A 14379-nucleotide genomic window follows, 5' to 3' on the forward strand; every position below is an offset into this window, starting at 1 on the left:
GGGTAGGGTTAGTCGGGGTGGGGGAACTGGAAACAGCAGGGGGGGGGGGCCCCCCATCCGGGACCCCCGCCGCCGTTCTCGTTCCTCCGCCTCCCGCACCGCCCGCGCTCGGAGCCTCCCGCACCGCCCGCGCTCGGAGCCTCCCGCACCGCCCGCGCTCGGAGCCTCCCGCACCGCCCGCGCTCAGAACGGTCGCAGCGCCGGCTCCTTGCGCCCGCCGCCGAGCAGCCGCTCCAGCGCCCCCTCCACGTCCCCCCGCCAGGAGAGCGTGGTCCGCGCCTCCAGCCGCAGCCGCGGGTAGCGGACGTGCGGCCGGACGGTCTTGAAGCCGACCGCGAGCAGGTGGTCGGCCGGCAGCACACAGCTGGTCGGCAGCCGTCCGGCCGAGCCGAAGGCCTCGATCGCCCGCACCCCGCGCCCGATCAGGTCCTTGGCCACCGTCTGCACCAGCACCCGGCCGAGCCCCTGGCGCTGGTAGCCCGGCAGCACCCGGCTGACCATCAGCTGAACGGCGTCCGGCGAGACCGGGCTGGTCGGGAAGGACTGCGAGCGGGGGACGTAAGCGGGCGGCGCGTAGAGCACGAACCCCGCGGGCTGGTCGTCCACATAGACGATCCGACCGCAGGAGCCCCACTCCAGCAGCACCGTGGAGATCCACCCCTCCTTCTCCAGCTCCGGCTTCCCGGACTCCACCGCCTCCTTCGCGCTGACCGGGTCCAGCTCCCAGAACACACAGGAACGGCAGCCGTTCGGCAGGTCCCCGAGGTTGTCCAGCGTCAGCGGAGCCATCCGGCGTCCCATTGCCCGTACCTCCTCCTCCACCTCACCGTCGAGCATTCCCCCACGAACACCGATGGGTGCATGTTTCACGTGAAACAGCGCTCACGTGAAGCATGCACCCATCGGGTCGGTGCCCTCGGCCCCGAAGTCCGGCTCAGCCCTGCGACAGCCGCAGACCGTCCTCGCCGGGGGCCATGCTGTCCAGGATCCGGTTGAGGTCCTCCACCGAACCGAACTCCAGCACCACCTTGCCCTTGCCCAGCTTGCCGCCACGCTGCGAGACCTCGACCTTGACCCGGGTGTCGAAACGGTCCGACAGCCGGCTCGCGAGGTCGTTGAAGGCCGGGGAGAGCAGCTTGCCCGCCTTGGGGGCCTGGCGCCTCGGCTTGTCCGCCTCGGTCTCCGCCGCCGAATTGATCATCATGACGATCTCCTCGACGTTGCGCACGCTCAGGCCCTCGGCGTTGATCCGGGCCGCCACCTGCTCCTGGCGCTCCGGGGCGGACAGGCCCAGCAGCGCCCTCGCGTGCCCGGCCATCACGGTGCCGGCCGCCACCCTGGTCTGGACGGTCGGCGGCAGCTTCAGCAGCCGCAGCGTGTTGGAGACGTGCGAGCGCGAGCGACCGACCCGGTCGGCCAGCTGGTCGTGGGTGCAGGAGAAGTCCCGCAGCAGCTGGTCGTAGGCGGCGGCCTCCTCCAGCGGGTTCAGCTCGGCGCGCTGCAGGTTCTCCAGGAGGGCGTCCAGCAGCAGCTTGTCGTCCTCGGTGGCCCGGACGATCGCCGGGATCCGCTCCAGCCCGGCCTCCCGGGAGGCACGCCAGCGGCGCTCGCCCATGATCAGCTCGAAGCTGTCGACACCGACCTGGCGCACCACGATCGGCTGGAGCAGACCGACCTCCTTGATGGAGGTCGCCAGCTCGGCCAGCTTGTCCTCGTCGAAGACCTCACGCGGCTGGCGCGGGTTGGGGGTGATCGCGTCCAGCGGCAGCTCGGCGAAGTAGGCACCCGCCGGCTGGGCCTGCTCGGCCTGCTTCTCCGCGGCCGCCCGGGCCGCCACCGTGCCGCGGCCACTCGGCAGCGGCGGCACCGAGGCCGGCGCCGTCCCGCCGTTCGCCCCCACCGGGGCCGGTGCGGGCGCGGCTGTCGCAGACTTCGCCGCCGCCTCGCCGTCCACCGGCGCGGCGGGGCGGATCAGCGCCTCCAGCCCTCGACCCAGACCCCTGCGACCACTCACTGATGACCCTCCGTCGTGCCGTGCTGTGCCACCGGGGCGCCGTGCCCCTGCTGGCCGTCCCGCCGCTGACTCACCAGCGAGCCGCCCTCGCCCACCGCACGCAGCGCGAGCTCGCGGGCGGCCTCCAGGTAGGAGAGCGCCCCGGTCGAGCCCGGGTCGTAGGTGAGCACCGTCTGCCCGTAACTGGGCGCCTCCGAGATGCGCACCGAGCGCGGGATCGCCGTGCTCAGCACCTCTTGCGGGAAGTGGGTCCGGACCTCCTCGGCGACCTGGGCCGCCAGCCTGGTCCGGGCGTCGTACATGGTGAGCAGGATCGTCGACACGTGCAGCGCGGGGTTGAGGTGCGCGCGCACCAGCTCGACGTTGCGCAGCAGCTGGCCGAGGCCCTCCAGCGCGTAGTACTCGCACTGGATCGGGATCAGCACCTCCTGGCCGGCGACCAGGGCATTGACCGTCAGCAGGCCCAGTGAGGGCGGGCAGTCGATCAGGATGTAGTCGAGCGGCTGCTCGTAGGCCGCGATGGCACGCTGGAGCCGGCTCTCCCGGGCCACCAGGGAGACCAGCTCGATCTCTGCGCCGGCCAGGTCGATGGTGGCGGGGACGCAGAACAGTCCCTCGACGTCGTGCACCGGCTGCACCACGTCGGCCAGCGGCTTGCCCTCCACCAGGACGTCGTAGATGGACGGCACCTCGGCGTGGTGGTCGATGCCCAGCGCCGTGGAGGCGTTGCCCTGCGGGTCGAGGTCGACGACCAGGACGCGCAGCCCGTGCATGGCCAGCGAGGCGGCCATGTTCACGGTGGTGGTGGTCTTGCCCACCCCGCCCTTCTGGTTGGCGACCACGATCACCCGGGTCGCGGCGGGCCGGGGCAGCCCCTCACCCGCTCGGCCGATCGCCTGAACCGCAGCCTGGGCAGCCCGTGCGATGGGCGTGTCATCGATCTGGTCGATGGTCTCCGAGTCCTGCATGGGGGTCAGTGTTTCACGTGAAACCGGAGCGGCAACAGTCGCCGCCCGGAAGAGGCCGAGCCCGCGGCGGAGCCGCAGATCAAGACTGTCCGAGAGCAAGGAGCGACGTTTCACGTGAAACACCATGCCCGCTATGCCGGAAATCTGACGTTGCGACACTCCGGTCTCCCCGGGGCACCTCCCGGCCGGAGGCCTGGGGAGACCGGGTCCGTCGGTCACCCGAACGACGACGGGCGGACGCTCCTCCCGTTCAGGAGGCCCGTCCGCCCGTCTCCGTTCGTGTCCGGTGTCGCCCGGATCAGCGGGTGCGGCGCCGCCCGCCCCGGGCGCCCCGCTCGCCGTTGCGGGCGGTCGCGTTGCGGCCCGCCCGGGCCGCCTTGGCCCGCCGGGTCGCGGCCTTCACACCGCCGGGGCTCTCCCCCGCCTTGACCTGGACCACCCGGGTCGAAGTCTCCAGAGTGCCTTCGCCGACCGAGATCACGCTCCACTCGACCGCGCCCAGCTTGGCCAGCCCGGCGCGCGAGTCGGCCAGCTCCTGCTCCGCGCTGTCCCCCTTGAGCGCCAGCATCTGACCGTGCGGGCGCAGCAGCGGCATGCCCCAGCCGGCCAGCCGCTCCAGCGGCGCCACCGCCCGGGCGGTCACCACGTCCACCGCGAGCTTGCCGACCATCTCCTCGGCGCGACCACGCAGCACCGTGACGTTGTCCAGCCCGAGCTCCCGGACGACCTCCTCCAGGAAGGTGGTCCGGCGCAGCAGCGGCTCCAGCAGCGTCACCGAGACGTCCGGACGGGCCAGCGCCACCGGGATGCCGGGCAGCCCGGCGCCGGAGCCGACGTCGCACAGGGTGATGCCGCCGGGAAGCAGCTCGGCCAGCACCGCGCAGTTGAGCACGTGGCGGTCCCAGAGCCGGGGCACCTCGCGCGGCCCGATCAGCCCGCGCTGGACACCCGCGGTGGCCAGCAGCTCCGTGTAGCGGACCGCGGCGTCGAAGCGATCGCCGAAGACCTCCTGGGCGGCGGCCGGCGCCTCACCCGGCCCGGCCACCTCGCTCGGCTCAGCCACCTCGGCGGCCGGGTCCACGTCCGCCCCCGGCCGGCCGGCAGCCGCGTTCTCCGTGTCCATCTCGACCTCTCCGATCCCCGGATCCACCGACCCGCTCAACGCACTGTTTCACGTGAAACGTCTCCCGCGGGTCGCTCCCCGCGGAAGGGACGACGACCCCGCCCGCACGAGGCGGACGGGGTCGCGTCCGGTGAAGCTCTCCGGCCGCCTCGGCGGCCGGTCATCGACAGCCGGCCTCAGGCCGGCAGCACGACCACGCACCGCTGGGGCTCTTCGCCCTCGGACTCGCTGCGCAGACCGGCCGCGGCGACCGCGTCGTGGACGACCTTGCGCTCGAACGGCGTCATCGGACGCAGCTTGACCTGTTCGCCGCTGCTCTTCGCCTGCTCGGCGGCCTCGGCGCCGAGCGTGGCCAGCTCGGTGCGCTTGCGGGCCCGGAAGCCGGCAATGTCCAGCATGAGGCGGCTGCGCTCGCCGGTCTCCCGGTGGACAGCCAACCGGGTCAGCTCCTGCAGCGCCTCCAGCACCTCGCCGTCCTGGCCGACCAGGCGCTGCAGCGCGCGGTCGTTGCCGTCGCCGACGATGGAGACCAGGGCGCGGTCGCCCTCGACGTCCATGTCGATGTCACCGTCGAGGTCGGCGATGTCGAGCAGACCCTCCAGGTAGTCCGCCGCGATGTCCCCCTCCTGCTCCAGGCGGGTGATGATGCTCTCGTCGGCGCTGGCGACGGCCTCGGCCTCGACGGCGGAGGTGGTGCCTTCCGTCACTGATGGACTCCTTCGGAGATGGGCCCGTCTGGCGGGCCGGGAACGAAGCTCTTCGCGGCTGTCCTGACCGGCCCGGGGCCGGTCAGGACTTCCTCTTCGGCCGCTGGCCGCCGCCACGCTTCGGCTGCTGCCGGGTGCCCTGCTTGGTACCGGTCGGCTTGGCCGCGCCCTGCTTGGCGGCCTCGGGCTTGGCCTCCGGCTCGACCGGGACGGCGTCGACGGGCTCCTCGGCCTCGGTGTCCTTGCTCAGCTCGGCCGTCGGGTGTCCGCCCTGCTGGCGCTGCGACTTGGACTGCCGGCGGGGCTGCTGGCGACGTGCCTGCACCGACTCCTCGACCACCGCGGAGGCGGTCGCCGCAGCGGTGATGGCCTCCTTGGACGGGGGCAGCATGCCCCAGAGCGCGCCCTTGATCTCCGTGCCGTCCGGACGCAGTCGGCCCGCCTTCTTCAGCCGCGCCTGGCGCTCCTGGAAGGCCTTGCTGCCCGGGGTCGGGTTGTTGTGGATGACGATCAGCTGCTGGCCCATCGACCACACGTTGGTGGTCAGCCAGTAGACCAGGACACCCACCGGGAAGTTGATGCCCATCACGGCGAACATGACCGGGAAGACGTACATCAGCATCTTCTGCTGCTGCATGAACGGCGTCTTCACCGTGAGGTCGACGTTCTTGGTCATCAGCTGGCGCTGGGTGACGAACTGCGACAGCGACATCATGATGATCATCACCGCGGTGACGATCTTGACACTGGTCTCGCTGCTGCTGACGAAGGTCGCGGAGAGCGGGGCACCGAAGATGTGTGCCTTGCCGGCGCTCACCAGCAGGTCGCCGTGGATGACGCCGATGTCGTGGCCCTTGGCGACCTTGGCGAGCACGCCGTAGAGGGCGGTGAAGAACGGCGCCTGCACGAGGATGGGAAGGCAGCTGGAGAACGGGTTGGTACCCGCCTCCTTGTACAGCTTCATCATCTCTTCGGACTGGCGCTGCCGGTCGTTCTTGTAGCGCTCCTGGATGGCCTTCATCTTCGGCTGGATCGCCTGCATGGCCCGGGTCGCCTTGATCTGCTTCACGAAGAGCGGGATCAGGCAGATCCGGATGACGACCACCATCGAGGCGATGGCCAGACCCCAGGCCCAGCCACCGTCCGGGTCAAAGACGTTGCTGTACAGCGAGTGGAACTGGACGATGATCCAGGACACCGCTGTGTACAGGGGATTCAGGAAGGAGAAGGTCACCGGTCAGGCTCCTTGGACAGGTGGATTGGCCGCACGGGACCAATGGTCGCCGGGCCCTCGGGGTCCGGACCGGCGGGGGTGGCGGTCACCGGATCTCCGGTGGCGGACCGGCTCTTCAGCCAGTCTCGCAACCGCCGGTGCCACACCGGATGCTTACGCGGCGGGACGTGATCGACCCCGCCGGGCGTCCACGGATTGCAGCGCAGGATGCGCCAGGCGGTCAGTCCGCCGCCCTTGACCGCCCCGTGCACCTTCACGGCCTCGAAGCCGTAGTGCGAGCAGGAGGGGTAGTAGCGGCACACCGGACCGAGCAGTGGGCTGATCGTCCACTGGTAGACCCTGATCAGACCCATCAGCAGGTACTTCATCGCCCTGCTCCCGTCGGCGCCGTGGCAGCGGGCTCGGCCTTCAGCAACCGCTTCAGCGCCGCGTCCAGGTCACGCTCGAGATCCTGGTACGAGGCGGACGCGGCCTGGGGCAGCGCACGCACCACTATCAGGCTACCGGCGGGCAGCCTGGACAGACGATCACGAACGAGATGGCGCAACCTGCGCTTCACCAGGTTGCGGACGACCGCCGGGCCAACGGCCTTGCTCACGACGAAACCCGCACGCGCCGAAGGAGTCCCCTCGGCGACGTGCGGGCGGGAGTCGCTGGTCCGGTCGGTCTGCCCCTGGGGGTCACCATCTCTGCTGAGATGGACGACCAGAAGGGGCCGACCTGCCCGGCGACCGCGTTTCACCGCGGTCGCGAAGTCCTGGCGCCGCCGCAGCCGATTCTCGGAGGGCAGCACAACAGACTCTGGCGCGGATCAGGCGGACAGGCTGGTGCGGCCCTTGCCACGGCGGGCGGCCAGGATGGCACGGCCGGCGCGGGTACGCATACGCAGCCGGAAGCCGTGGGTCTTCGCGCGGCGACGGTTGTTCGGCTGGAAGGTGCGCTTGCTCACTCGGGGGCTCCTGAGGTGAATCGTAGGATGACGGGAAGTCGCTTGGCCGTCACCGTGCGTCCGCGTGATCTCCCCTGATATCGGAAATCCGGCCCATCGCCCCAGTTCGGCTGGGGTTTGAGGCAATCCACGGCGCCCGTGCTGCGCGCCTTATGGAGCGGGTGGACCCGCGGACATGCGGCAGCGGCCATCGACAACTCGACCTGGTTACGGTACGCGGGACGAGGGCCGAGGGTCAAACCAGCCGTCTGCGACCCGCTTTACCCACAGCCTGTGGACAACGACTTGATCCGGCCCTGTTCGCTGACTACCGTTGCAGAACTTGTCTGGTTTGTTCTTGGAAAGCGTGCACCAGTGGCTGATGTCAACAGCGACCTCGTCCCGGTCTGGGCCAGGGTCGTCGAGCGGCTGGTCAACGACCCCGATGTCGGGGAGATGGACAAGCAGTGGGTGCAGCGCACCCAGCCGATGTGGATGATGCACGACACCGCCCTGCTGGCGACCCCGAACGAGCGGGCCAAGCAGGTGCTCGAGGGCCGGCTGCTGCCGCAGCTGACCGAGGCCCTCAGCCGCGAGCTCAGCCGACCGGTCCGGATCGCCGTGATGGTCGACGCCAACGCCGTACCGACCACCCCCGCCCCCCAGGCCCCTGAGCCGTACCCGGGCCCGGCCGAGGACACCGGCGGCTACGGCGGCCAGGACTACCAGCAGCAGTACGAGCAGGACCAGCCCTACGAGCAGCGCCAGCCGTACGAGCAGGACCAGCCCTACGGGCAGGACTACGAGCGGCCCCGCTACGACACCGGCGGCTACGAGCAGCGCCCGGCACCGTACGGCGGCCCGTCCGGCGGCCCACAGGGATGGCCTGGCTACCAGGAGCAGGGGCCCGGCCACTACGAGTCCGACGAGCCCGCGGCCCGTCCGGCGCCGCGCCCCCTCCCGGGCCCGCCCGCGACCACCCAGGGCGACCTCTTCGGCGGCGCCTACGGCCCCGGCCCGAACGAGCAGCCCCGCGGCGGCGCCGGCCGCCGGTCCGCGGGCTCCCGGCCCTCCGGCGGCCGCCCGGCGGAGAAGGCCGGCCCGGAGCGGTCCGGCGACCGTCCCGGCGTCCCCGGCGTGCCCGCCCCGCCCGGCGCTCCCCCGGCCGGCGGCTCCCGCAAGGACGAGCCGGCCGCCCGGCTGAACCCCAAGTACCTGTTCGACACCTTCGTCATCGGCGCCAGCAACCGCTTCGCGCACGCGGCGGCGGTGGCGGTCGCCGAGGCTCCGGCCAAGGCCTACAACCCGCTCTTCATCTACGGCGAGTCCGGGCTGGGCAAGACCCACCTGCTGCACGCCATCGGGCACTACTCGCGCAGCCTCTTCCCGGGCACCCGGGTGCGCTACGTGTCCTCGGAGGAGTTCACCAACGAGTTCATCAACTCGATCCGGGACGGCAAGGCGGACACCTTCCGCCGCCGCTACCGGGACATGGACATCCTGCTCGTGGACGACGTTCAGTTCCTCGCGAGCAAGGAGTCCACGCAGGAGGAGTTCTTCCACACCTTCAACACCCTCCACAACGCGAACAAGCAGATCGTCCTCTCGTCGGACCGGCCGCCCAAGCTGCTGACCACGCTGGAGGACCGGCTGCGCAACCGCTTCGAGTGGGGTCTGATCACCGACGTCACCCCGCCGGAGCTGGAGACCCGGATCGCGATCCTGCGCAAGAAGGCGATCCAGGAGCAACTCAACGCTCCCGCCGACGTGTTGGAGTTCATCGCGTCCCGGATCACCCGCAACATCCGGGAGCTGGAGGGTGCCCTGATCCGGGTCACCGCCTTCGCCAACCTCAACCGGGCCCCGGTGGACCTGGAGTTGGCCGGGATCGTCCTCAAGGACCTGATCCCGGGCGGGGACGAGGACGCCGGCCCGGAGATCACCGCGCAGGTCATCATGCAGCAGACCGCCGCGTACTTCGGCCTGGGCGTGGACGACCTCTGCGGATCCTCGCGCAGCCGCGTGCTGGTGACGGCCCGCCAGATCGCCATGTACCTGTGCCGGGAGCTCACCGACCTGTCGCTGCCGAAGATCGGCGCGCAGTTCGGCGGCCGCGACCACACCACGGTGATGCACGCGGACCGCAAGATCCGCTCGCTGATGGCCGAGCGCCGCTCGATCTACAACCAGGTCACCGAACTCACCAACCGCATCAAGAGCTAGCCGCCGCGGCACACCGTCGCGACACCCGCCGCGACACCACCGCACAGCGCTGCCCGGAGGGCGTCAGGAGCGATCCTGACGCCCTTTCGGCATATCCACGGGTGTGTATCCGGCGCCGGCTGGGCAGGGATGTGGTCGACGGATGATGGGCCAGTCCACAGCCCGCGCCGAACAACTGACCGGTGATTCGAAAACCCGGGGCGCGCAAGGCCGTTGTCCACAGGACGGACGCCTTCCCCGTAGTCCACAGGCCGGGGCGTCCGGAGTTATCCAGAATTCGTCCACAGGCCGGTCGCCGCTACGCTCTTCCGCGCAGGTCAGGTGCCTGTGGACTTGTGCACAACGGTTATCCACAGGGTGTGGACAATTGACGGCCCGCCAGTGGGCCATCCGGGTTGTCCACCGGTTGTCCCCAGGCTGGAGGCGGTTATCCCCAGGTTGTCCACAGCATCGTCCACAGTTCGACAACCGTGTGCCGGTGTTCATACCCTGGTGTGAAAGGCGTCACGAAAAGTTGACCGGCGCCCGTGGATAACCGGGCCCGGATCTGGGGATAGCCCTGGGGATAACCTGTGGATACCCAGCGTGCCCTGTGGGTAACGCTCGGCTGTCCACAGCGCGGCCTGCCCGTCCACAGCCGCCGTCCACACCCGCTGTGGACAAAATTCGGGCCCTGACCTGCGGAAACGAGGTTATCCACGGTTTCCACAGGCCCTACTACTACCACTACACAGTTAGACCATGAACCTGCTTTCAAAGTGGGTGGGCCCCAAATCTGTGGACAACCGCTCCCCGACATCTGTTCGGGTTGCTTCCGCCCGTCTGCCCCGTCTGTCGGCGGAGTACGTCAGACTGTCCTTGCGACTGGAAGCGGAGTGAGCAGAGCTCGGCGGACAGCCCAACCGACGATCAAGATCAGACGAACCAGAGTGCGAGCGGGAGCGCTCGATCCAGGAGGCGGTTACCGGTGAAGTTCCGGGTGGAGCGTGACGTCCTCGCGGAGGCGGTGGCCTGGGCTGCCCGCAGCCTCCCGGCACGGCCGCCGGTGCCGGTGCTGGCCGGCCTGCTGCTGACGGCACAGGAGGGCAGCCTGGCCCTGTCCGGCTTCGACTACGAGGTCTCGGCCCGGGTCGAGCTCGAGGCGGACGTCGAGGAGGCCGGCACCGTCCTGGTCTCCGGTCGACTGCTGAACGACATCTCCCGCAACCTTCCCAACAGGCCTGTGGAGATCTCCACCGACGGCCAGCGGGTCAGCGTGGTCTGCGGCAGCTCCCGCTTCACCCTCCCCACCCTCCCGGTGGACGAGTACCCGGCCCTGCCCCAGATGCCGACCGCCACCGGCACCGTCTCCGGGGACGTCTTCGCCTCCGCGGTCAGCCAGGCCGCCGTCGCCGCTGGCCGGGACGACACCCTGCCGGTGCTCACCGGCGTCCGGGTCGAGATCGAGGGCGACCGGATCACCCTGGCCGCCACCGACCGCTACCGCTTCGCCGTCCGCGACCTGCTGTGGAAGCCCGAGCAGTCGGACATCTCCGCAGTCGCCCTGGTCCCCGCCAAGACCCTGCAGGACATCGCCAAGTCCCTGGGCAGCGGCGACACCGTCTCCATCGCGCTCTCCTCGGGCGGCGCGGGCGAGGGCCTGATCGGCTTCGAGGGCGCCGGCCGCCGGACCACCACCCGGCTGCTGGAGGGTGAGTTCCCCAAGTTCCGCAGCCTCTTCCCGACCGAGTTCAACGCGATCGCCGCGATCCAGACCCAGCCCTTCCTGGAGGCGCTCAAGCGCGTCTCGCTGGTCGCCGAGCGCAACACCCCGGTCCGCCTCAACTTCGAGGAGGGCGTGCTGACCCTGGAGGCCGGTTCGGGCGACGACGCCCAGGCCACCGAGCGCATCGAGGCCTCCCTGGAGGGCGACGCCATCTCGATCGCCTTCAACCCGGGCTACCTGGAGGAGGGCCTCAAGGCCATCGACTCCGCCTACGCCCAGCTCAGCTTCACCACCCCGACCAAGCCCGCACTGCTCAGCGGCAAGGTCTCGGTGGACGCCGAGGAGGACAAGGCCTACCAGTACCTGATCATGCCGGTCCGCCTCTCCGGCTGATGCCGAGGATCGGCTGATCCCGTTCCGCGTGACCGTCCACAGGCTGTGCACACCCGCTGTGCACAGCCTGTGGACGTCTCCCCCGGTCGGCCCGACCGCAGGCGGGCCACGGCGGTTCAGCGCGTAGGCTCAAGGAGCGCGGCAACGGCGCCGCCGGCAGGCACGTCACCACAGGTAAGGACTTGGTCATGGAGCTCGGCCTCATCGGTCTCGGCAAGATGGGCGGCAACATGCGCGAGCGGATCCGCCGCGCCGGCCACACCGTCATCGGCTACGACCGCAACCCGGACATCTCCGACGTCGAGAGCCTGCAGGAGCTCGTCAGCAAGCTGCAGGGCCCGCGCGTGGTCTGGGTGATGGTCCCGGCCGGCGCCGCCACCCAGGCGACCGTCGACGAGCTCGCCGAGCTGCTCTCCCCCGGCGACGTGGTGGTCGACGGCGGCAACTCCCGCTGGACGGACGACATCAAGCACGCCGAGTCGCTGGCCGCCAAGGGCATCGGCTTCGTCGACTGCGGCGTCTCCGGCGGCGTCTGGGGCCTGGAGAACGGCTACGCGCTGATGTACGGCGGCGACGCCGAGCACGTCGCCAAGGCCAAGCCGGTCTTCGACGCGCTCAAGCCCGAGGGCGACTTCGGCTCGGTGCACGCGGGCGCGGTGGGCGCCGGCCACTTCGCCAAGATGGTCCACAACGGCATCGAGTACGCGATGATGCAGGCCTTCGCCGAGGGCTGGGAGCTGCTGGAGGCCGCCCCCGAGGTCACCGACGTGCGCGAGGTCTTCCGCAGCTGGCAGGAGGGCACCGTCATCCGCTCCTGGCTGCTGGACCTGGCCGTCCGCGCCCTGGACGACGACGAGCACCTGGCCAAGCTCAAGGGCTGGGCCGCCGACTCCGGCGAGGGCCGCTGGACCGTCGAGGCCGCGATCGACCACGCCGTGCCGCTGCCGGCGATCACCGCCTCGCTGTTCGCCCGCTTTGCCTCCCGCCAGGACGACTCGCCGCAGATGAAGATGATCGCCGCGCTGCGCAACCAGTTCGGCGGCCACGCGGTCGAGTCGAAGTAGTCCCTATCGGGGCGCAGGCCCCGGCTCCATCCACAGAAGGCGGGCGCAGTCCACAGCCATGCACGTCGCGCATCTGTCGCTCGCCGACTTCCGGTCGTACGCCCGGGTCGAGGTGCCCCTCGACCCGGGCGTGACGGCGTTCGTGGGGCCCAACGGCCAGGGCAAGACCAACCTGGTCGAGGCGATCGGCTACGTCGCCACCCTGGGCAGCCACCGGGTCGCCACCGACGCCCCGCTGATCCGGCTGGGCGCCGAGCGGGCGGTGATCCGCACCTCGGTGGTGGACCGCGGCCGATCCACCCTGGTCGAGCTGGAGCTGACTCCGGGCAAGGCCAACCGGGCCCGGATCAACCGCTCCGACAACGTCCGCCCGCGCGACGTGCTGGGCCTGCTGCGCACCGTGCTGTTCGCCCCCGAGGACCTCAGCCTGGTCAAGGGCGACCCGGGCGAGCGCCGGCGCTTCCTGGACGAGCTGCTGACCGCCCGCGCGCCCCGGCTGGCCGGCGTGCGGCAGGACTACGAGCGGGTGCTCAAGCAGCGCAACGCCCTGCTGAAGACCGCCGCGATGGCCCGCCGGGCCGGTGGCGGCAAGGGCGCGGACCTGTCCACCCTGGAGGTCTGGGACGGTCACCTGGCGCGCGCCGGCGCCGAGTTGACGGCCTTCCGGATCCAGCTGGTGGCCGCCCTGCAGCCGCTGGTGACGGCCGCGTACGGGCAGCTGGCCCCCGGCGGCGGCGAGACCACCCTGGAGTACCGCAGCTCCTTCGAGGGCGAGCTGCCGACCAGCCGCGAGCAGGCCGAGGAGCAGCTGCTGGGGGCGCTGCAGGCGGCCCGCAAGCAGGAGGTCGATCGCGGCCTCACGCTGGTCGGCCCGCACCGGGACGAGCTGGTGCTCAAGCTCGGCCCGCTGCCCGCCAAGGGCTACGCCAGCCACGGCGAGTCCTGGTCGTACGCGCTCGCGCTGCGGCTGGCCTCGTACGAGCTGTTGCGCGCCGACGGCGGTGAGCCGGTGCTGATCCTGGACGACGTGTTCGCCGAGCTGGACGCGGCCCGCCGGGACCGGCTGGCCGAACTGGTGGCCGACGGCGAGCAGGTGCTGGTGACCGCGGCGGTCGCCGAGGACGTGCCGAAGGCGCTGGCCGGTGCCCGGTTCACGGTCTCCGACGGCGCCGTGCGCCGCATCGACGCCTGACCGCGCACCCGTTCCACGACCCCCGCCGCGATCCGCGGCTGCCGAGCGCTCCCGTAGGCTGGAGGGCTCGGCGGGCGTGCGACCGCGACCGTTGTCCACAGGCTGGGGAAAGGAGATCGCCGTGAGCGAGCCGGCGGAGAACTCCCCCCAGCCCGGCACCCCCGGTACCCCCGAGCCGACCGGTGCCGATCTCGCCCGCTCCGCGCTGCGGGCGGCCCGCGCCCAGGCCCGCCAGCGCGGCGAGCAGGTCCGGGAGAAGCGCGAGGCCAAGCGGCACGGCCTGCGCAGCGGGGCCCGTTCGGACGGACGCGACCCGGTCCCACTGGGCGCGGCGCTGAACCGGTTGCTGACCGAGCGCGGCTGGGAGTCCTCGGCCGCCGTCGGCGGGGTGATGGGCCGCTGGCCGCAGATCGTCGGCCCGGACATCGCCGCGCACTGCCACCCCTCCTCCTACGACGAGGCCGCCGCGGTGCTCACCGTGCAGTGCGACTCCACCGCGTGGGCCACTCAACTGCGGTGGCTGGCGCGGCAGTTGGTGGCCCGTCTGAATCACGAGCTGGGCCACGGCACGGTCAAGACCATCAAGGTGCTGGGCCCGGCGGCGCCCGCCCGCGGCTACGGCCGGCTGCGTGCGCCGGGGAGCAAGGGGCCGGGCGACACCTGGGGGTGACCGGAACGCCGGTCCGTCGGCAGCGGCGCGGATCGGACGGCGATCTTCCGGAACCCCTGACAGCCCTCCCAGGAGCTCTGGGGCCCCCGGGCGAGTATCGGGACATGTGCAGAGGGGATTCAGGGCGGCGTATCTGCCTTCAAGGGCTGCCAAACGCC

Annotated in this window: 14 protein-coding genes; 5 read left to right on the forward strand and 9 right to left on the reverse strand. The window is 71.2% G+C overall.

The genetic code is table 11. The features are described from left to right. Positions 1 to 183: 183 nt before the first annotated feature. From ACZ52J_RS03315 to rpmH, 9 genes are all read right to left on the reverse strand, one after another. Positions 184 to 801 (reverse strand): GNAT family N-acetyltransferase, encoded by a 618-nt coding sequence (locus ACZ52J_RS03315; RefSeq protein WP_360502510.1) that lies wholly within the window; start codon positions 799 to 801, stop codon positions 184 to 186. A 133-nt stretch (positions 802 to 934) separates the two neighbouring features. Next, positions 935 to 2014, reverse strand: a complete 1080-nt coding sequence (locus tag ACZ52J_RS03320; protein ID WP_465615437.1) for a ParB/RepB/Spo0J family partition protein — start codon at positions 2012 to 2014, stop codon at positions 935 to 937. Next, a complete protein-coding gene (locus ACZ52J_RS03325) occupies positions 2011 to 3060 on the reverse strand; it encodes a ParA family protein (protein ID WP_396289032.1) in 1050 nt (349 codons plus the stop codon). Before ACZ52J_RS03325 ends, ACZ52J_RS03320 begins: the two co-directional genes overlap by 4 nt. A 220-nt stretch (positions 3061 to 3280) precedes the next feature. Continuing rightward, the gene (gene rsmG / locus ACZ52J_RS03330) at positions 3281 to 4105 is read right to left on the reverse strand and encodes a 16S rRNA (guanine(527)-N(7))-methyltransferase RsmG (protein ID WP_465615439.1); all 825 of its coding nucleotides are present in this window, start codon (positions 4103 to 4105) and stop codon (positions 3281 to 3283) included. Between the two features lie 176 nt (positions 4106 to 4281). Next, positions 4282 to 4812, reverse strand: coding sequence for a Jag family protein (locus ACZ52J_RS03335; protein WP_360502521.1), 531 nt, complete (start codon positions 4810 to 4812; stop codon positions 4282 to 4284). An 82-nt stretch (positions 4813 to 4894) separates the two neighbouring features. Further along, positions 4895 to 6046: a membrane protein insertase YidC gene (gene yidC, locus ACZ52J_RS03340; RefSeq protein ID WP_360502524.1), complete on the reverse strand. Its 1152-nt coding sequence runs from the start codon at positions 6044 to 6046 to the stop codon at positions 4895 to 4897. Next, entirely contained in the window at positions 6043 to 6414 is a 372-nt protein-coding gene (gene yidD, locus ACZ52J_RS03345) for a membrane protein insertion efficiency factor YidD (RefSeq protein WP_465615442.1), read from the reverse strand. Before yidD ends, yidC begins: the two co-directional genes overlap by 4 nt. Continuing rightward, entirely contained in the window at positions 6411 to 6839 is a 429-nt protein-coding gene (rnpA, locus tag ACZ52J_RS03350) for a ribonuclease P protein component (protein ID WP_097236931.1), read from the reverse strand. The genes yidD and rnpA overlap by 4 nt, the downstream gene beginning before the upstream one ends. A gap of 18 nt (positions 6840 to 6857) precedes the next feature. Beyond that, entirely contained in the window at positions 6858 to 6995 is a 138-nt protein-coding gene (gene rpmH, locus ACZ52J_RS03355) for a 50S ribosomal protein L34 (protein WP_030392420.1), read from the reverse strand. Positions 6996 to 7349: 354 nt separating this feature from the next. On the opposite strand from rpmH, the gene dnaA reads away from it, so the two are divergent. From dnaA to ACZ52J_RS03380, 5 genes are all read left to right on the forward strand, one after another. Then, complete coding sequence (gene dnaA, locus ACZ52J_RS03360) at positions 7350 to 9197, forward strand: chromosomal replication initiator protein DnaA (protein WP_465615445.1); 1848 nt, start codon at positions 7350 to 7352, stop codon at positions 9195 to 9197. Between the two features lie 967 nt (positions 9198 to 10164). Further along, the gene (gene dnaN, locus ACZ52J_RS03365; protein WP_360502531.1) at positions 10165 to 11295 is read left to right on the forward strand and encodes a DNA polymerase III subunit beta; all 1131 of its coding nucleotides are present in this window, start codon (positions 10165 to 10167) and stop codon (positions 11293 to 11295) included. A gap of 188 nt (positions 11296 to 11483) precedes the next feature. Continuing rightward, positions 11484 to 12359, forward strand: coding sequence for a phosphogluconate dehydrogenase (NAD(+)-dependent, decarboxylating) (gene gnd / locus ACZ52J_RS03370; RefSeq protein ID WP_360502534.1), 876 nt, complete (start codon positions 11484 to 11486; stop codon positions 12357 to 12359). Positions 12360 to 12417: 58 nt separating this feature from the next. Continuing rightward, complete coding sequence (gene recF / locus ACZ52J_RS03375) at positions 12418 to 13551, forward strand: DNA replication/repair protein RecF (protein ID WP_360502537.1); 1134 nt, start codon at positions 12418 to 12420, stop codon at positions 13549 to 13551. A gap of 121 nt (positions 13552 to 13672) precedes the next feature. Beyond that, positions 13673 to 14221, forward strand: coding sequence for a DciA family protein (locus ACZ52J_RS03380; protein WP_360502540.1), 549 nt, complete (start codon positions 13673 to 13675; stop codon positions 14219 to 14221). The last annotated feature ends 158 nt before the right edge of the window (positions 14222 to 14379 follow it).

The organism is Kitasatospora sp. NPDC034035 (assembly GCF_055575755.1).

Bases quoted from the DNA above. Each gene is read 5' to 3' on its own strand.
- ACZ52J_RS03315 (WP_360502510.1), bottom strand. From the start codon at position 801: ATGGGACGCCGGATGGCTCCGCTGACGCTGGACAACCTCGGGGACCTG.
- rsmG (WP_465615439.1), bottom strand. From the start codon at position 4,105: ATGGACACGGAGAACGCGGCTGCCGGCCGGCCGGGGGCGGACGTGGAC.
- yidD (WP_465615442.1), bottom strand. From the start codon at position 6,414: ATGAAGTACCTGCTGATGGGTCTGATCAGGGTCTACCAGTGGACGATC.
- gnd (WP_360502534.1), top strand. From the start codon at position 11,484: ATGGAGCTCGGCCTCATCGGTCTCGGCAAGATGGGCGGCAACATGCGC.
- recF (WP_360502537.1), top strand. From the start codon at position 12,418: ATGCACGTCGCGCATCTGTCGCTCGCCGACTTCCGGTCGTACGCCCGG.